Below are 16,948 nucleotides of genomic sequence, written 5' to 3' on the forward strand. Positions count from 1 at the left end.
ATGATGCGCTCGCTCTCCAACGTGTTCTGGCTCGGAACCAAGGAGCTGCGCAGCCTGTTCGGCGACGTCGTGCTGATCGGGCTCGTGATCTATTCGTTCACGGTGGCGGTGATCAGCCAGGCGCAGAGCAGTTCGCAGGAGCTGCATCGCGCCTCGATCGCCGTCGTCGACGAGGACAGCTCCGAGCTGTCGCGTCGGATCGCCAGCGTATTCCAGCTGCCTTACTTCCAGCCGCCTGTCTACATCAGCCAAGGCGAGGTGGAGCGGCTCATGAACAGCGGTCGCTTCACGTTCGTGCTCGACATCCCGCCGAATTTCCAGCGTGACGTCCTTGCCGGGCGGAAGCCGTCGGTGCAGGTCAACGTCGATGCGACCGCGATGATCCAGGCGGGAATCGGATCCGGCTATGCGCTGCAGATCATCAATACGGAGGTCGCCTGGTTCGTCGCCCGCTCCGAGACATCCTCGTCCGCCCCGGTCAACCTGGTGACGCGGATCGCGTTCAATCCCAACGTCACGACGGCCTGGTTCGAAGGCGTGATGGGCATCATCAACAGCGTCACCATGCTCGCGATCATCCTGGCCGGCGCGGCGCTGGTGCGTGAGCGCGAACATGGCACCATGGATCATCTGCTGGTCATGCCGCTGTCGCCCTTCGAGATCGCGATGTCGAAGATCTGGGCCAATGCGCTGGTGATCGCGGTCGCCGTCGCCATCGCGCTCTACGCCGTCGTGCGGTGGTATCTGCGCGTGCCCATCATGGGCTCGATCCCGCTGTTCATGGTGGGCACCGTGCTGTATCTGTTCTTCGCGACCGCCGTCGGGCTGTTTCTCGGCACCATCGCGCGGTCGATGCCCCAGCTCGGTCTGCTCTATATCCTCGTCGCCGTGCCGATGAACCTGTTGTCGGGCGGGATGACGCCGGTGGAAAGCCAGCCGGTGTGGCTCGCCACCATCATGAAGGCGTCGCCGTCGACGCATTTCGTGTCGTTCGCCCAGTCGATCCTCTATCGCGGCGCCGGCATCGATGTCGTCTGGCCGCAATTCGTAGCGGTGGCGGCGATCGGCGCGGTGGTCCTGGCGTTGACCTTGCGCCGCTTCCGGGCGGCGATCGCGGCGGCCTGAGCCCGCCCTCGACCCTAACAAAAAAGCCTCGGCACTGGGCCGAGGCTCTTCCTTGAATGGCGTCGCTATGGATGACGGCGATCAGTAGCGCGCGGCCGCCGGGCCGCCAAACTTGTAGTTCACGCCGACCCGGACCGTGTGGAATGAGAAGTCCTGGGACAGGCGCTCGACGTAGTTCGAGCCGGGCGGGGCGAAGGTGCTGCCCGGGACGTAGGCCGAGGTGTAGTTGATGCTGCCGAGGTCGGTGTAGAGATACTCTGCCTTGACGGTCCAGTTCGGTGCGAACGCATGCTCGACACCCGCGCCGACGGTCCAGCCGACCCGGGTCTCGTTGGCCGAGGCGGTCTTGGTGTAGCCGTTTGCCGAGGTCAGATCCCAGCTGCCCTTGACATTGCCGACCGCGAGACCGCCAGTGACGTAGAACAGCGTCGTATCGACCGCGTAACCGGCGCGGCCGCGCAGGGTCATGAACCAGTCGTTCCGGATGCTCTCGTTGAAGGTGCGGGTCGTGGGCGGGTTGGCCGCCGTGTAGACAGTCCGCTTGTTGAGGTCCGATCCGTTGATGTCGGCCTCGATGCCGAAGACGCCGGCGCCGCTCTGCCAGTTGTAGCCGGCCTGGAGACCGCCGAGCACGCCGGCCGGATTGAGCCGGTTGTTGCTGATGTTGACGAACTCATTCTGGAAGGCGGCGCCCTCGACCGCCCAGCTGCTGGTCTGGTCCAGCGTCGTGTTCAAGTTCGACCGGCCCCAGCCGTAGCCGACGCTGCCGCCGAAGTAGAAGCCGGTCCAGTTGTAGATCGCGACCGGAGGGGGAGCCTTGGTGTAGCGGGCCGGCAGATCCGCGGCGAATGCGCCGAGCGAGCTGGCGAGGAGCAAAGAGACGGCTGAGGCAAGAGTCTTCATCGGTCACAATCCTCAATCAAAATCAGCAACATTGAGACAAGCTTTTCTCACAATTCGGCCGATTAGGCTGTAGTTCAACTACAACACTCGTGAGCGTAAGTATCTGTGACGATGTCACTTCCCGCGCGTGTGGTCTTAACCTTAAGTCATTGTAAATCCGACGAGGCGGTCAACTGATACCGAGCCGTTTCGACGAAGCGGACAATCGGCCGCACCGCGTTAGTCAAGGATTCGCCAACCATCCGGGCACGCGGTCTTGCCCGCTAACGATTTCGCAAATCGGGCGCGTGCACCTTCGGCGCGTCCTGGGGGACGGAGAGGGGAGAGCATCATGATGATGAATGGGGAAGCGGTTCTCGAGAACGTGCGGCGCTATCGGACCATCGCCTCCTTGTACCGCCAGACTGCGGCATTTCGCCCACATCAGCGTGACTCGCTGCTGGCGCAGGCGGCCGAATGGGAAAGCCGTGCGGTCGCCGAGCTCGAGGATTATTTCGTCGCTCGCCAGGCACCATCGCAACCGCCGGCGAACATCAACTACAATATTGGCCATCACGGGGGCTCCTACCGGCCGTCGCACCGGCAGATGGCGGCCGCGTAGTTCTTCGGGCACAGCGCGTCATTCCTGCGGCGCGATCGGCGCCCGAGCGACAGTGAGGGAGTTGTCACAGCGCGTCTCCATTTCATCTGCAGGCCGGGGTCTGGCGCAGGACTTGCTGGGTCTGATGTCAGCTCCGCCATGGATGGACCTGAATGAGATCGCTCGGGCGCGACCGCGGCATGTGTGCCTGGGACGATTTCGCCCGGTCGTCGACCGATGCCCGGCTGTCGCTGGCGCAGGCGCGATCGGGGCAAATTCCGCCATTCCTGCTGCTATCGGTGCCCGGCATGAGCGCCGGCGAGCATCGCCTTTGCTCCGAGCTGTGGACCCGCGACCGGATCGCCGCCAGCAGCGCCGAGCGGGCGCGGCTGGATTTTCGCTTCGATCTGACATTCCGCGACAAGCTTCGTGTCGGATACCTTTCAAACGACTTCCACGACCACGCCACGGCGCATCTGCTGATCGAAGCGCTCGAGGCGCATGACCGCGATCGCTGCGAGCTGCATGCGTTCTCGTTCGGCGCCGACGATCGCGGCGCCATGCGGGGCCGGCTGCACGCCGTCTTCGACGGCTTCCACGATGTGACCGCGCTGAGCGACAGCGCCGCCGCGGCCGCGGTGCATGCCGCGCAGATCGATATTCTGGTCGACCTGAAGGGCTATACGCGCGGCGCCCGGACCGGAATCCTGATGCTGCATCCGGCGCCGGTCCAGGTGAATTTCCTCGGCTATCCCGGGACGCTGGGCGGCGACATCTGCGACTACATCATCACCGATCCGTTCATGACGCCGCTGGCCGTTGCGGCCGATTATTCGGAGAGTTTTGCCTACATGCCGCATTCGTACAAGCCGCACGGCCGGGCGGCGCTGGGCCCGGCGCCGACCCGTGCCGAGGTCGGCCTGCCGGACGCCGGCATCGTGTTCTGCTGCTTCAACCAGGCCTACAAGTTCACGCCCGCGGTGTTCGACCTGTGGTGCCGCCTGCTCGACGCGACGCCGGACAGCGTGCTGTGGCTGCTGGCGTCCGATCCGGCCGAGGGCAATCTGCGCGGCGAGGCGCTTCGGCGCGGCGTGGCGCCCGGTCGCCTGGTGTTCGCGCCGGAAACGACGCAAGGCGAGCATCTGCGCCGGCTCCAGCTCGCCGATCTCGTGCTCGACACCGCGCCCTATGGCGCCCACACCACGGCGAGCGACGCGCTGTGGGCCGGCGTGCCGATCGTGAGCTGCGCCGGGGATACGTTTGCCTCGCGGGTGGCTGGCAGCCTGTTACATGCGGTCGGATGTCCCGAGCTCATTGCATCGGACGAGGCCGACTATCTGGCGGTGGCGCTGACGCTCGCCGCCGAGCCGGATCTGCTGCAGGCGGCCAAGGCCAGGCTCTGGCGCAACCGGCTGGCCGCGCCGCTGTTCGACGCTGCCGCCTATGCCCGGTCGCTGCAGGATCTCTACGACCAGATGTGGCACCGCCGCCGCAGCGGCGGCGCGCCAGGGCCGATCTGGGCGTCGAAGTCTTGAGCAGGGACGAGGCGGGCCTGCTGCGCCTTACTGCGTCGCCATGCGTCCGGCAGCGAGGATCCCGATCAGGGCCGTCAGCGCGCCGACGCTGGTCGCGTTGATTGCGACGAGCGACCCGTAATTGGAGTTGGCGACCTTCATCAGCGGCGCGCCAAGGCGGGCATCGATCAGCAGATAGGACACGAATGGCAGTCCCAGCAAAGGCAACGACATCAGGCGCTCCGCTGGCCGGAACAGCAGCGCGCCGAGCAGGGCGCAAGGCAGCAGGAACAGCTCGACGCCGCTCTGCGCGCCGAACAGCTTGACGGAGAACACCGTGTTGGCCGTGCCGGTCAGGACCATCAAGGCGCGGCCGGCGAACGGACTGCGCCGCGCGAGCATCGGCACGCTGGCGAACAATGGCGTCGTGAGCAGCGTCAGCCAGGCCGGCCACGCCGCCGCGCCCACGATAGCATGGAGATAGAGCGGATAGAACGGCTGGTTGGAGACGATGATCAGCGCGACCTTGGCGGCGATGTCGGACTGCGGGTCATCGGCCGACGCATAGGCCTGCACGGCGGCCAGCCCGCGTGAAAACATCTCAGCCATTCAAGTCCCTCAGCTCCGCAAGAAGGTGCGCATCACCGGCCCGGAAACGCGCGCGCCCGCAGGCCGGATCATGCGTCGCGCATCGCACGGTCAAGAGTTCAGTGCGGTCCGCAGCATGCGTGCGAGATCGGCGCTCTGATACGGCTTGGTGAGCAGCAGCACACCGGCATCGAGGCGGCCGTGGTGAACGATCGCGTTCTCCGTATAGCCCGACGTGTACAGCACCTTGAGGCTGGGACGCCGCTTCAGCGCCTCGATCGCGAGCTGGCGGCCGTTCATTCCGCCAGGCATGATGATGTCGGTGAACAAAAGATCGATCCGCGTCGCGCTGTCGATCAGCGCCAGCGCCTCGTCGGCCTTGCTGGCCGCGAGCGTCGTGTAACCGAGCCGCTTGATCTGGGCGATGACATATTCGCGCACCAGCGAATCGTCCTCGACGATCAGGATCGTCTCGTCGCCGCGCTCCATGCCCTCGGCGCCGATGGTCGACAGTGCCGCATCGGCATCGGCATTGGCCTGCGGCAGGTACAGCTTGACCGAGGTTCCGTGCCCCGGCTCGCTGTAGATCTTGATGTGACCGTTGGACTGCTTGACGAAGCCGTAGACCATGCTGAGGCCGAGGCCGACGCCCTTGCCGACGTCCTTGGTGGTGAAGAACGGCTCGAACACCTTGTCGAGCAGGTTGGCGGGAATGCCCTCGCCGGTGTCGCTGACCGCGATCATCACGTAGTTGCCGGGGATCACCTCCGGGTTCATGCGCGCATAGGCGGCGTCGAGCAGGACGTTCTTGGTTTCCAGGGTCAGCTTGCCGCCGTCCGGCATGGCATCGCGCGCGTTGAGCGCGAGGTTCAGGATCGCGGTCGACAGCTGGCTGGGGTCGATCATCGCCGGCGCCGAATCGTGCGCCAGCATGGATTCGATCTCGATCTGCTCGCCGAGCGTCCGGCGCAGCAGGCGCGCGGTGTCGACCACCATGCCGTTGATGTCGACGCTGCGCGGCTGCAGCGGCTGGCGGCGGGCGAACGCCAACAGGTGCTTCGTCAGGTCGGCGCCGCGCGCCGCCGCCGAGTTGATCAGGCTGGTGATCTGCACCAGCTGCGGCCGGTCCTTGACCGCCTCGGCCAGGATCTCGATGGTGCCGGTGATCACGGTGAGGATGTTGTTGAAGTCGTGGGCGACGCCGCCGGTGAGCTGGCCGATCGCCTCCATCTTCTGCGCCTGCCGCACCTGCGCCTCGGTGGCCTCGATCTCCTGGAACCGCCGGACCATGGCTTCCGCACTGCGCCGCTGCCGCGTCTCCTCCTCGAGTTGCGCATAGGCGTTCCGCAGCTCGGCGCGGGACGGCATCGTCAGCACCCGCGGCAGCAGCAGCAACAGCGCGGCGGCGATGCCGACCGACAGGAAGGCCAGGAAGCCCTTGGTGGCCGCCTCCAGGCTGTAGGCCGGAACCCAGATCGTGAGCACCTCGATCAGCCGTGTCAGCCCGCAGACGGACACCCACAGCGCGAAGGCCCAGAAGATGTAGCTGAACTGAAAGTCGCGGCGGCGATAGACGATGAAGGCGAGCACGAACGCGATGGTGAAGAAGGCGAAGGAGATGAGGATGTCGGACACCGTGTTCACCCAGATCAGCTCAGGTGTCCACAGCAGGCACTCGCCATGCGGCGTGAGCATCGACATGTCCGATATCCCCAAAAGTGTGGCCGACGGACCGTGTCGCCCCCGCGGCGCGGTCGGTTCCCTTAGCAGATCATCGAATTTCCGTTGAGCACACAAGGGTCCTGACTGTCGCGACGCGCACATTTGGTAGAGGGGCACCGCAGGCATAGGCCCCCGCGCGTCGACGCGGATTGGCGCACGGCCGAGCCTGTGCCTGGAGCTCCGCTCGACATCTGAGGCTTGACGGTGTGTACCGATCGGTATAGTCTGTACGATATAGTACACAAGGAGATGTCCCGTGAGCTCTCTCGCCCCGCCGTTCACGCTGCAGACCGCCACCCAGAAGGTGCGCATGGCCGAGGATGGCTGGAACAGCCGCGACCCTGAGCGCGTGTCGCTGGTCTACACGCCCGACAGCCGGTGGCGGAATCGGGCCGAGTTCATCACCGGCCGTGCCGAGATTGTCGCCTTCCTCTCCCGCAAATGGGCCAAGGAGCTCGACTACCGCCTGATCAAGGAGATCTGGGCCCACAGCGATGACCGGATCGCGGTGCGCTTCGCCTATGAGTGGCACGACGACAGCGGCAACTGGTTTCGCTCCTACGGCAACGAGAACTGGGAGTTCGACGCGCAGGGGCTGATGCAGCGCCGTTACGCCTGCATCAATGACCTGCCGATCAAGGCGGTCGATCGCAAATTCCACTGGCCTCTCGGGCGCCGGCCGGACGATCATCCCGGACTGACCGACTTGGGACTTTGACGCAGGGAGAGCCATGCGGACGCTCAACGAGCGCGCCGACGTCATCCCGCTGATTGCCGAGGTGTTCCGCGAGTTCGGCTTCGAGGGCACCTCGCTCAGCCGGATCACCGAGATGACGGGATTGGGCAAAGGCAGCCTCTATCACTTCTTTCCAGGCGGGAAGGACGAGATGGGGCGGGCGGTGCTGGCGCATGTCGACGCCTGGTTCGAGCGCGAGATCTATGCGCCGCTGCGCGATGATCCGCCGGAGCAGTCGATCGCGCGGATGTGGAGTGGCGTCGACGACTACTTCCGTTCCGGCCGACGCGTCTGCCTCGTCGGGGCGTTCGCGCTCGACGAGACGCGGGATCGCTTCGCCGCCGCCATCGCCAGCTACTTCACACGCTGGATCGAGGCCTTGCGCGATGCGCTGATCCGCGACGGCTGGCCGGCGGCACAGGCCGCCGACGGCGCCGAGGAGGTGGTGCTCGGCATCCAGGGTGCACTGGTGCTGGCGCGCGCAACCGGTGAGGCGGCCGTTTTCGGCCGCGCGCTGACGCGGTTCCAAGCGCGCCTGCAACGATCATCCGGCGTCTGACTCCCGAAGCGCCGGCGACCGCTGCCTCAGCAAGCGGCAAATGGCGGGCTGAAATATCGGCGCGCGGCCCTCGTGAAATCGTGGTTGTCTCGAGCAACGTCTCGAGCAGCGGCGACATCCAGGGAGGTCCGGCATGAACGGGTTAGGCGGTCTCAATAAATCCGACAACGGCGTGGTCATCGGCCTGGTGCAGCTGCAGCTGCCGGTCGTTGTGAGCAAGGACGACCTCGCGCGGCAGACCGAGAAGATCGTCTGGATGGTCGGCAAGGCCCGGCGGAATCTCGGCACCATGGATCTCGTGGTGTTCCCGGAATACTCGCTACACGGGCTGTCGATGGACACCAATCCCGAGATCATGTGCCGGCTCGACGGGCCGGAGGTCGCCGCGTTCAGGCAGGCCTGCATCGACAACAAGATCTGGGGCTGCTTCTCGATCATGGAGCACAACCCCGACGGCAACCCCTACAATTCGGGTCTGATCATCGACGACCACGGCGACATCAAGCTGTATTACCGCAAGCTGCATCCGTGGATTCCGGTCGAGCCGTGGGAGCCCGGCGATCTCGGCATACCCGTGATCGAGGGACCGCGCGGCGCCAAGATCGCGCTCATCATCTGCCATGACGGCATGTTCCCGGAGATGGCGCGGGAATGCGCCTACAAGGGCGCCGAAATCATGATTCGCACCGCCGGCTACACCGCGCCGATCCGCGACAGCTGGCGCTTCACCAACCAAGCCAATGCGTTCCAGAACCTGATGGTGACGGCCAATGTCTGCATGTGCGGCTCCGACGGCTCGTTCGATTCGATGGGCGAGGGCATGATCGTCAATTTCGACGGCAGCATCATCGCGCACGGCACGACGGGGCGCGCCGACGAGATCATCACCGCCGAGGTGCGCCCCGATCTCGTGCGCGAGGCCCGCATCAACTGGGGCGTCGAGAACAACATCTATCAGCTCTGGCATCGCGGCTATGTCGCAGTGAAGGGCGGCGCGATGGATTGTCCCTACACCTTCATGCACGACATGGTCGCCGGCACCTACCGGCTGCCGTGGGAGGACCAGGTCAAGGTCACCGACGGCACCTCCTGCGGCTTCCCGGCCCCGACACGCGCCTTCGGCAAGCTCGGCAGGGCGGCGGAGTGAGCGAATGCGGCGGCGCGCCCGGCCGCCGCAAGCTTGACAGATCGATCCTCCGCCAAGTATTTTATACTTAAAATAATTGGCGGACAGGTCTTGTCATGAGTGTTTCGGCGAAGGTGATCCCCCGCGACTGGCTCGACTGGCCGTTCTTCGAGTCGCGTCACCGCGCTCTGTGCGACCAGCTCGACCGCTTCGTCGGCTCGGGCGTTCTCGACGACGTCGATCACGGCGATGTCGACACCGCCTGCCGCAAGATCGTTCGCGCGCTTGGTGCCGCAGGCTTGCTCGACAGCGCCGTCGTGGCGCCCGACGCGGATGCCGGCGCGATCGACTCACGCGCGATCTGCCTGTCGCGCGAGACGCTCGCTTATGCCGACGGTTTGGCCGATTTCGCCTTCGCCATGCAGGGACTTGGCTCCGGCGCCATCGCACTCGGCGGCTCGCCGGAGCTGCGCGCCAGTGTGCTGCCCAAGGTGCGCGCCGGCGAATGGCTCGCGGCCTTCGCGCTGTCAGAGAAGGAGGCGGGCTCCGACGTCGCCGCGATGACCTGCACGGCGCGGCTGGACGGCGATACTTACGTGCTCGATGGCGAGAAGACCTGGATTTCCAATGGCGGCATCGCCGACGTCTACACGCTGTTCGCCCGCACCGGCGAGGCGCCCGGCGCGCGCGGCATCTCCGCCTTCGTCGTGTTTCCCGATGATCCCGGGTTCTCGGTCGCCGAGCGCATCGAGGTGATCGCACCGCATCCCCTGGCGACACTCCGTCTGCAGAATTGTCGCATCCCGGCCAGCCGCCGGCTCGGCGCGCCGGGCGGCGGCTTCAAGCTGGCGATGCAGACGCTCGACATCTTCCGCGCCTCAGTGGCGGCCGCCGCCCTCGGCTTCGGCCGTCGCGCGCTCGACGAGGCGCAGGCGCATGCGCAGAGCCGCAAGATGTTCGGCGCCACGTTGTCGGACTTGCAGATGACGCAGGCGGCGTTCGGCGAGATGGCGACCGAGACCGATGCCGCCGCGCTCCTGACCTACCGCGCGGCCTGGCGCCGCGACGTGCAGAAGCTGCCGACCACGCGCGAGGCCGCGATGGCCAAGCTCACGGCCACCGAGACCGCCCAGCGCGTCATCGACCGTGCCCTGCAGATGTTCGGCGGCCGCGGCGTCCGCAAGGGCGAGATCGTGGAGAGCCTCTACCGCGAGATCCGCGCGCTGCGCATCTATGAAGGCGCGACCGAAGTGCAGAAGCTGATCGTCGCGCGCGAGTTCCTGAAGGCGCGGGCCGGCGTGGTGCGTGGCTGAGGCGCGCTGCGCGTCAGGCCCGCAGACGCAAGGGCGCCTGCCAGCCGGGATCTCAGTCGCACGCAGCCTCGCCCATGGTCACGCGGCGGCCTCGGTCGTCACGCAGCAGTTGGATTTCGATCTCGTCGAAGGCGAACCGAGCGATCGCCTGCAATGGGGCGACCACCCGTTTTCCGAACGTCCACGGATCGGAGTTTCCGCGCGGCATGGGAAACGCGAAAGGACGCGAGGGGATGCGGAAGAGAAGGCGGCCATCCCAGGACTCGCGATCGCGCAGCTCAGGTTGCCGCATGCCGACGTGACTCAGATAGGCTTGGCAGGCCTGCTCTCGTAGCGAGATGGTCACCCTGAAGCCCGTGAAGTCGATGTCGCCGCGCATGTACTGATCGTAGACCAGTGCCTCCTTCACCTCGACGCTGCCCAGTGCGCTGCCGCTCTCGTCCGGCCGAAAAGAGAAGAAGCGGTCCGAACACATGCGATTGTAAGGGACGATGTCGTGGCGCGGCGGTCGCTGCGTCAAAGCCCGATCCAGGCCGCTGCAAAAGCCGATGTCATCTATGTCGCCGCGGACAGGCTCGAAAAAGAGTCCTTTGGGGGGGGGAGCGACGTCTTCGTGCAGTGAACTCGAAGAGACCGAGGGAGAGAGTGACTTAGCCGCGTAGTCCAACACGTACAACTTGGTAGCTGAGCCAGCGCGCCGTGACGCTGCGACGTCGAGATCCGCTGTCTCGAACCCGACCGCGTCTTCAAGTGGAAGTCGGAGGCGTACCTCCTCTGGATACTTCGCTCCCGACCTCTTTCGCAGGAAAATATTTGAGCTCTCCGAGGGCTTGCGATCAAGAAATCTGCGGATCAACGGCACCATCGCTTCCGCTTTATCCTTGAGCAACGTGCGACGCTGAGGTCTCTCCAGGTCGGAATGGCGACGGCTGAGCTCTTCGGCTTGAACAATCATTGCGCGGGATGAGCCGTGGTCTGCGGGCGGTCCTCGCCGGTTGGTTCGGCACGGGTTGGCTGCTCCCCGCGCAAATTCGCGACCGCGCGGGTGGCCGGTTCCCCTTCGGCGCGGCTGCGTCCTTTTCCGGCTTGAAGATCCTCCGGATCCGCAACCATGCCGCCAAAGGCCGCAGCCGTGCTGCAGCCGAGGGCCGGATCGGCAGCATTGTCGGCGAAGATGCCGCGATTGAAGCCATCCGACAGATGGCAGCGAACGGAGCTGATGAGCAGGCGATCGATGTGAACACGCGTCGCGTGGTGCATTGCCGAGGCAACGTCGTGCCTGACGTGGGAGCGATCCACGCCGGCTCGGATGATGGAATGCTCGATCGCCGCCGTGCATGGCCCCGGCGGTCCTTCGATCCAGGCACGGACGCTTTCAGGGCGGCCATTCGCCGTCGCGGCCACGAAGTGTTCGACGCCGGAGCTCGCCGCAGAACAGCGTCCTGCAGGTACATCGTAGACGTAATGAACGGTCTCACCTGCGAGCTGCGGTGGCGGTGCCGTCCGGTCCACAGCGCAGCCTGCAGCCAGCACCGCGAGGGCGATGGCGAGGCCGCTTCTGATCGGTGCCATGTTTATCGCTCCTTGGAGGACCGTCATTCGATCAGGAAGCCGGCATCGCCACGCAATCTCCGGCCCGGCACCGGCACCTCGATCGGGCCTGCCCCGGGGCGGGTCGTTCCAAGACGGCCGAATATGATGCGCTCGAGCTCGGAAGGCGGCCCGACGAAGTCGGTCGGGACCGGTATGCGTGCCGATTCGCCGATCGGGCGAACGATTGTCGGTGTGACGATGATGATCAGTTCGGATTCGTTCTTCCGGAACTGTGTCGACCTGAACAGAGCCCCCAGTACCGGCAGGTCGCCCAGCCCCGGCAACATGTCCAGGCCGGTATTGAACTTGTTCTGCAGCAGTCCGGCGATTATGAAGCTCTCCCCGCTGCCGAGCTCGACTGTGGTCTCCGCCCGCCGGGTAATCAGGCTCGGGACGCGGGCGCCGTTCATGATCAGGGCGCCTTCGTTCGAGAGCTCGCTGACCTCGGGCTTGACCTGCAGGTTGACCAGACGATCGGAGAGCACCGTCGGTGTGAACTCCAGTCCCACGCCGTAGCGACGAAAGTCGATCGAGATGCGGTCCAGCCCTTGGGCGACGGGGATCGGAAATTCGCCGCCTGCCAGGAAGTTCGCCTTCTGACCCGAAACAGCGGTGAGCGTCGGTTCTGCCAGGATTGAAACCAGTCCCTCCTGAGCGAGCGCATCCACGATGGCAGTCACACTGTAGCTGCCGTTTGCCGGCGTATTGATTCTCCCTGAGGCCGCCGACGAGAGCCCAAAGCTGAAACCACCGGCCGAGCCTGCGGCCTCCCAGTTGACGCCGAGTTGCTTCACCGCGTTGCGCGAGACTTCGGCAATACGGACCCGCAGGTTCACCTGCGTGCTACCGCCGATCTTCAACTGATTGAGCAGCACCTCGTCCTCGCCGAGGAACTGCGCGCAGGTGGAGCGGACCTTCTCGGCGGTGTCGGCGTTGGGCACCAGCCCGCTCAGCACCGCGCCGCGCGGCGTCCGCGACAGCCTGACGTCGAGGTCTGCGAATTGAGCTCGCAGCAGCTGCCGTAGATCACTCTCGTCATAGGCAATCGCAATCCGGAACGTCGCGACGGTCGCGCCGGAATCGTCGAGCGCGAAGAGCGTCGTACGGCCGGGCTTTTTGCCGAAAACGAAGACGCGGTTGGCGGCCGCGACCTGGACGTCCGCAACAGCCGGCTCGGCGACGAAGACCTTGGAAGCCGGACGGGGCAAGGTCAGCATCTCGCCCTGAGACGCGTAGATCCGCACCTGTTGCCGCGCATTGGATGATGCCGGCGCGCAATGAACCAGCATCGTAAGGATCACCACGATCGAGGTCAGCCAGGCGGATGGCGAAATTCGAAACGGTCCCATCGTCAGCGCCGCATCGCCGAGAGCATCTCGAGATTGAGCCTCACGTCCTCTTCCCGAAGGTCGACCCGCGCAAGCTTGGCGGCGCCATCGCGATCTCCGCTCAGCGCCATAGCGATCACGAGGTTCTGGCGTGCACGAGGCGAGGCGCTCTCACCGAGCGCGATCGGCCGCAGAACCGTCATCGCGTCGGCGTACCGGCCCGTCAAGGTAAGCGACAGGCCCAGATTGTTGCTTGCGATCATGTCGGCGGGAGCGATTGCGAGCACCTGACGATAGGCTGTCTGAGCTTCGTCATGGCGGCCGAGCATGTCGAGAGCCACTCCGAGGCCGTTGAGCGCCGGAATGTTCTCGGGGTCCGAGGTGAGCACGCTGGTGAAGATTGCCAGGGCGGGCTCGGCTTGATGTCTGGCGAGCTCGCTTCGCGCTTTTCTGATTCGATCGTCCTTGTCTTCCATCCCGGCGACTTGGTTGGCGGGAGCTGCTGCGGTTGCCGTGGAGGCCGGGAGATTGCGACCCTCGACCGAGGCGGGTGCGGTCGTGGGCGTCGGCACCGGTCCGCCAATGTCTGGGCTCAGCGACGAACAGGCGCAGAGCAGACCGGCGATGCTGCCAGCCAGCGCCATTCGCCTGCAAACACCGGCACTTGGTTTCAGATGGTTGTTGAACGCGGTTTCCCGGCCTTCAGAGCTACGCATGTACTTCCTACGGATATTGCACTGTCTTATAGTTCAAGTCTCGAAACCTCGCAGGTGTCGTCGCGGGTTGACTGGTTCATTGCATCGCCGAGATCGGGAAAGGTTCAGCCTGCTCGCGTGATTCATCCAATCCAAGGACGGCGATCGGCTCGACCCGAAAATCCTTTGAGATTTCCTGATAGGAGAGCACGACCACATTGAGACCGGACGGCGCAAGCAGCGTCCAGACCACCCGGCGCAGGTCGGCGGAGGCCAGTACAATACTCGGCGATGCGGCAAGATGATCGACGTCGGCAAGCTGCCGGGTCAACGCATCAAGCAGGCGCGTGCTGACGGCAGGATCGAGAGACGTCTGAGCGTTTTCATCGAGGGCGTGCACTGCCGTTCGGATCGCTTCCTCTGTCTGTCGATCAAGCACGAAGCAGCGCAAGGTCCGATCAAAGCCTGAGCTTTCGAAGCAGATCTGCCGGCGCAGCGCCAGCCGCACGTGCTCGACCAGCATGACGCTGCTCTGCTCCCGCATTCCCCACTCGGCCAGCGTCTCAAGAATCAGCCGCAGATTGCGGATGGAGACCCGCTCGTCGAGCAGCCGGCGAAGGACATCGGTGATGCGCTGTGTAGGGACCACACGCAAGGCCTCGCGCACCAAGTCGGCGTAGTCAGCCTCTAACTGGTTGAGCAGGCGCTTGGTCTCCTGTATGCCGAGGAACTCCGGCGCATAGCGGACAAGAACGCGCCGCAGCTCGGCATCGACTGCGGAGATGGCCGCTCCCCCCGCCGTTCGGGTTGCCGGCTGATCCAGTTCACCGGACGAGAGCAGAAGAGGCACGCCATGCAGCTCGATCCTGAAATGACCGGGCGCCAGGGCGCTGCTTTCGTCGACTGCCGCCCCTGGACAGGCGCATCCGAGCCAGTCTGCCACGTCCTGTCGCGTCCGCCTGATCCGATCATGAATGCCGGCTCTCCGCAGTTCATCGCACAAGGCGGCTTCCGCGAGGATCATGATCGGTGCAGACTTGGCCGCCGGGATAGCGATCCGCGAACTTCTCGTGGGCTCTGACGGGTCGGACGGTTGCGCCGTGCCGGAGGTTCGTTGGGCTCGCCGTCGAGCCAAGAGCATCGCAACGCCGGAGCCGCCGAACACGGTGGCCATAAAAAGGAAAATCGGCGCCGGAAAACCCGGTACGAACGCCAGCCCGAGCATCATGAGACCGGCCAGCTGCAGGGATTGCGGCTGCGACGTGATCTGCTCCATGATCTCGGAACCAAGATTGCTCGGCGCTTCTGTCGCAACCCGGGTCACGACCGTTCCCGCCGCCATCGACACGAACAGCGCCGGGACTTGGGAGACCAAGCCGTCGCCGATCGTCAACAACGAGTAGAGCTGGATCGCTTCGCTGATGCGCAGCCTATGCTGCACGGTGCCGACAACGATGCCGCCAACGAGGTTGACGGCGATGATGATGAGACCGGCGATCGCATCACCTTTGACGAACTTCATGGCGCCGTCCATCGCTCCGTAGAGCTGGCTCTCGCGCTCCAGCCGGCGTCGGCGGCGCCGGGCCTCGGCCTGGTTGATGTCGCCATTGCGAAGGTCGGCATCGATGCTCATCTGCTTACCCGGCAGCGCATCGAGCGTGAATCGGGCAGCAACTTCGGCGACCCGTTCAGATCCTTTGGTGATGACGACGAACTGGACGATCGTGATGATCAGGAACACCACGAGCCCAACCACGACATTGCTGGAAACGACGAACTCGCCAAAGGTCTGAACGATGGACCCGGCATCGGCCTGGCTGAGCACTAGGCGCGTAATGGTGATGGAAATCGAGAGCCGGAACACCGTGGATATGAGAATGATTGCCGGAAGTGCGGAGAATTCGACCGCGGCGTTCAAGTAGAACGCCACCATCAGCAGCAGAATCGACGCGCCGATGTTGACGGACACCATGACGTCGACGAGCGCCGTCGGAATCGGCAGGATCATCGCCGTGATCGTGGTGACGATCAGGATGACGACGAGAAGCTCGCGCTTGTCGTTCGACCAGCGGGTCAAGCTCTCGACAATGGCCGTCATAGTTTGCGGTTCCATCCAAGCGGGATCGAAACCTTCGTCACATTGATCGAAACGCAGAGCGGCATGGTCTTACAAGCTCACGGCGAGCAGGTCTGCGCCGCGACGCAATACGACCCGGTCTTGTTCGATTCGATCGACGATCCACCCTTCGCTGATAACGGCGCCTGCGAACAGCTTCTGACCGCGTCCATCAATGACATACGGCCCATTTCCGGCCCAAATCGCCTGAACGGTCAAAGGGGCGCTACGCTTTACAGATTTCGCCTCGACCTGGCTCGTCAACACGATGGCAATGCCGAACGTGCCGTCGAACCATCGCTCAATGTCGCGCCACCTGCCTAACGCCGCGGGTTCAATGCTTCCTCTCGCCGTGATGGCGTTTGAGTCGCTGACAATCTCGACGGTCGTGAGGCCCGCAGTCAGCAATCGCTGGCGCAGCGCGTCCGCCGCGCTGTTCAAATCCGCCACCGGCGCGCCGGGCTCCGCGCCGGCCCGTCCCGTTCTGTCCTGGCCGGGCAGTCGTGCGGGGGTAAGGGTGGGGGCGGGCGAATTGGGCGCGTGCCTGCTCGGATATTTCGTCGAACAGTCGGAGTCGCAGCGGGGGGATCTCAGCCGCTCAGCTGTGGCATAGCCGCCATCGCCGGGCACCTTGTCCGCACCAGCGGGAAATCCCTGCAGAAGCAGGGCTAGACAGACCAGGATCGCGGCGGTGCCGAGTCCATACCTCAAGAAGGTAGAGCGGGTCGTTCTGCGCTTGCGGGTGAAGCGGAGCTGAATTCCATTCAGAACGACATCGGCCGGATAACGACTGATCCGTGCTTCTCCGGCACCGAGCAGGGTGCCGTTCAGCAGAACATTATCTGCGGTGCCTTCGATTTCGCAACAGTCCGCCTCTAGCGCGAACCGCGCGTGCAAAGGAGCCAGACAGTCATCCATGAGAACGACATCGGCGTCCATCGAGTGACCCACCAGATAGGTCCCGGCGTCGAGTTCTTGCCGGACCCCGGCATGAAGGCCCGATCGGATTGTGAGTTCGAATGGGGACGGTGATGCCGGCATTCTCTGCCT

The 16,948-nt window shown here is 64.8% G+C and carries 16 protein-coding genes; 7 read left to right on the forward strand and 9 right to left on the reverse strand.

The window, feature by feature from the left end; translation table 11 throughout:
- Nucleotides 1-1,125: an ABC transporter permease gene (locus tag QW861_RS15645; RefSeq protein WP_315751829.1), complete on the forward strand. Its 1,125-nt coding sequence runs from the start codon at nt 1-3 to the stop codon at nt 1,123-1,125.
- Between the two features lie 81 nt (nt 1,126-1,206).
- Here the strand turns inward: QW861_RS15645 and QW861_RS15650 are convergent, their stop codons facing one another.
- A complete protein-coding gene (locus tag QW861_RS15650; protein WP_315715048.1) occupies nt 1,207-2,028 on the reverse strand; it encodes a porin family protein in 822 nt (273 codons plus the stop codon).
- 331 nt (nt 2,029-2,359) lie between these two features.
- Here QW861_RS15650 and QW861_RS15655 point away from each other — a divergent pair, with 331 nt between their 5' ends.
- Nucleotides 2,360-2,629 carry a hypothetical protein gene (locus QW861_RS15655; protein WP_315715049.1) on the forward strand — a complete coding sequence of 90 codons (270 nt, stop codon included), beginning with the start codon at nt 2,360-2,362 and terminating at the stop codon, nt 2,627-2,629.
- A 152-nt stretch (nt 2,630-2,781) separates the two neighbouring features.
- Nucleotides 2,782-4,143 carry a UDP-N-acetylglucosamine-peptide N-acetylglucosaminyltransferase gene (locus QW861_RS15660; RefSeq protein ID WP_315751830.1) on the forward strand — a complete coding sequence of 454 codons (1,362 nt, stop codon included), beginning with the start codon at nt 2,782-2,784 and terminating at the stop codon, nt 4,141-4,143.
- Nucleotides 4,144-4,170: 27 nt separating this feature from the next.
- Here the strand turns inward: QW861_RS15660 and QW861_RS15665 are convergent, their stop codons facing one another.
- Both QW861_RS15665 and QW861_RS15670 read right to left on the reverse strand, forming a co-directional pair.
- Complete coding sequence (locus QW861_RS15665; RefSeq protein WP_315751831.1) at nt 4,171-4,731, reverse strand: hypothetical protein; 561 nt, start codon at nt 4,729-4,731, stop codon at nt 4,171-4,173.
- A gap of 90 nt (nt 4,732-4,821) precedes the next feature.
- Nucleotides 4,822-6,411, reverse strand: a complete 1,590-nt coding sequence (locus QW861_RS15670; RefSeq protein ID WP_315751832.1) for an ATP-binding protein — start codon at nt 6,409-6,411, stop codon at nt 4,822-4,824.
- 277 nt (nt 6,412-6,688) lie between these two features.
- On the opposite strand from QW861_RS15670, the gene QW861_RS15675 reads away from it, so the two are divergent.
- The 4 genes from QW861_RS15675 to QW861_RS15690 all read left to right on the forward strand — a co-directional run bounded on the left by QW861_RS15675 (nt 6,689) and on the right by QW861_RS15690 (nt 10,166).
- Complete coding sequence (locus QW861_RS15675; RefSeq protein WP_315715053.1) at nt 6,689-7,150, forward strand: nuclear transport factor 2 family protein; 462 nt, start codon at nt 6,689-6,691, stop codon at nt 7,148-7,150.
- 13 nt (nt 7,151-7,163) lie between these two features.
- Nucleotides 7,164-7,727: a TetR/AcrR family transcriptional regulator gene (locus QW861_RS15680; RefSeq protein WP_315751833.1), complete on the forward strand. Its 564-nt coding sequence runs from the start codon at nt 7,164-7,166 to the stop codon at nt 7,725-7,727.
- Nucleotides 7,728-7,860: 133 nt separating this feature from the next.
- Entirely contained in the window at nt 7,861-8,874 is a 1,014-nt protein-coding gene (locus QW861_RS15685; RefSeq protein ID WP_315751834.1) for a formamidase, read from the forward strand.
- A 95-nt stretch (nt 8,875-8,969) separates the two neighbouring features.
- The gene (locus tag QW861_RS15690; protein WP_315751835.1) at nt 8,970-10,166 is read left to right on the forward strand and encodes an acyl-CoA dehydrogenase family protein; all 1,197 of its coding nucleotides are present in this window, start codon (nt 8,970-8,972) and stop codon (nt 10,164-10,166) included.
- A gap of 52 nt (nt 10,167-10,218) precedes the next feature.
- Here QW861_RS15690 and QW861_RS15695 read toward each other — a convergent pair whose 3' ends face one another.
- The 6 genes from QW861_RS15695 to QW861_RS15720 all read right to left on the reverse strand — a co-directional run bounded on the left by QW861_RS15695 (nt 10,219) and on the right by QW861_RS15720 (nt 16,939).
- On the reverse strand, nt 10,219-10,686 hold the full coding sequence (locus QW861_RS15695; RefSeq protein WP_315751836.1) for a hypothetical protein: 468 nt from the start codon (nt 10,684-10,686) through the stop codon (nt 10,219-10,221).
- A gap of 431 nt (nt 10,687-11,117) precedes the next feature.
- Nucleotides 11,118-11,765 (reverse strand): hypothetical protein, encoded by a 648-nt coding sequence (locus QW861_RS15700; RefSeq protein WP_315751837.1) that lies wholly within the window; start codon nt 11,763-11,765, stop codon nt 11,118-11,120.
- Complete coding sequence (locus QW861_RS15705) at nt 11,762-13,048, reverse strand: type II and III secretion system protein family protein (RefSeq protein ID WP_315751838.1); 1,287 nt, start codon at nt 13,046-13,048, stop codon at nt 11,762-11,764. The genes QW861_RS15700 and QW861_RS15705 overlap by 4 nt, the downstream gene beginning before the upstream one ends.
- A 62-nt stretch (nt 13,049-13,110) precedes the next feature.
- Nucleotides 13,111-13,803, reverse strand: a complete 693-nt coding sequence (locus QW861_RS15710) for a tetratricopeptide repeat protein (protein ID WP_315751839.1) — start codon at nt 13,801-13,803, stop codon at nt 13,111-13,113.
- A 76-nt stretch (nt 13,804-13,879) separates the two neighbouring features.
- On the reverse strand, nt 13,880-15,880 hold the full coding sequence (locus QW861_RS15715) for a flagellar biosynthesis protein FlhA (RefSeq protein WP_315751840.1): 2,001 nt from the start codon (nt 15,878-15,880) through the stop codon (nt 13,880-13,882).
- A 69-nt stretch (nt 15,881-15,949) separates the two neighbouring features.
- A complete protein-coding gene (locus QW861_RS15720) occupies nt 15,950-16,939 on the reverse strand; it encodes an FHA domain-containing protein (RefSeq protein WP_316193238.1) in 990 nt (329 codons plus the stop codon).
- Between the last annotated feature and the right edge of the window lie 9 nt (nt 16,940-16,948).

The organism is Bradyrhizobium sp. SZCCHNRI1029 (genome assembly GCF_032487555.1).
Lineage (GTDB): Bacteria > Pseudomonadota > Alphaproteobacteria > Rhizobiales > Xanthobacteraceae > Bradyrhizobium.

Bases quoted from the DNA above. Each gene is read 5' to 3' on its own strand.
- QW861_RS15645 (WP_315751829.1), top strand. From the start codon at position 1: ATGATGCGCTCGCTCTCCAACGTGTTCTGGCTCGGAACCAAGGAGCTG.
- QW861_RS15650 (WP_315715048.1), bottom strand. From the start codon at position 2,028: ATGAAGACTCTTGCCTCAGCCGTCTCTTTGCTCCTCGCCAGCTCGCTC.
- QW861_RS15655 (WP_315715049.1), top strand. From the start codon at position 2,360: ATGATGATGAATGGGGAAGCGGTTCTCGAGAACGTGCGGCGCTATCGG.
- QW861_RS15660 (WP_315751830.1), top strand. From the start codon at position 2,782: ATGAGATCGCTCGGGCGCGACCGCGGCATGTGTGCCTGGGACGATTTC.
- QW861_RS15665 (WP_315751831.1), bottom strand. From the start codon at position 4,731: ATGGCTGAGATGTTTTCACGCGGGCTGGCCGCCGTGCAGGCCTATGCG.
- QW861_RS15670 (WP_315751832.1), bottom strand. From the start codon at position 6,411: ATGTCGATGCTCACGCCGCATGGCGAGTGCCTGCTGTGGACACCTGAG.
- QW861_RS15680 (WP_315751833.1), top strand. From the start codon at position 7,164: ATGCGGACGCTCAACGAGCGCGCCGACGTCATCCCGCTGATTGCCGAG.
- QW861_RS15685 (WP_315751834.1), top strand. From the start codon at position 7,861: ATGAACGGGTTAGGCGGTCTCAATAAATCCGACAACGGCGTGGTCATC.
- QW861_RS15690 (WP_315751835.1), top strand. From the start codon at position 8,970: ATGAGTGTTTCGGCGAAGGTGATCCCCCGCGACTGGCTCGACTGGCCG.
- QW861_RS15700 (WP_315751837.1), bottom strand. From the start codon at position 11,765: ATGACGGTCCTCCAAGGAGCGATAAACATGGCACCGATCAGAAGCGGC.
- QW861_RS15705 (WP_315751838.1), bottom strand. From the start codon at position 13,048: ATGCTGGTTCATTGCGCGCCGGCATCATCCAATGCGCGGCAACAGGTG.
- QW861_RS15710 (WP_315751839.1), bottom strand. From the start codon at position 13,803: ATGCGTAGCTCTGAAGGCCGGGAAACCGCGTTCAACAACCATCTGAAA.
- QW861_RS15715 (WP_315751840.1), bottom strand. From the start codon at position 15,880: ATGACGGCCATTGTCGAGAGCTTGACCCGCTGGTCGAACGACAAGCGC.
- QW861_RS15720 (WP_316193238.1), bottom strand. From the start codon at position 16,939: ATGCCGGCATCACCGTCCCCATTCGAACTCACAATCCGATCGGGCCTT.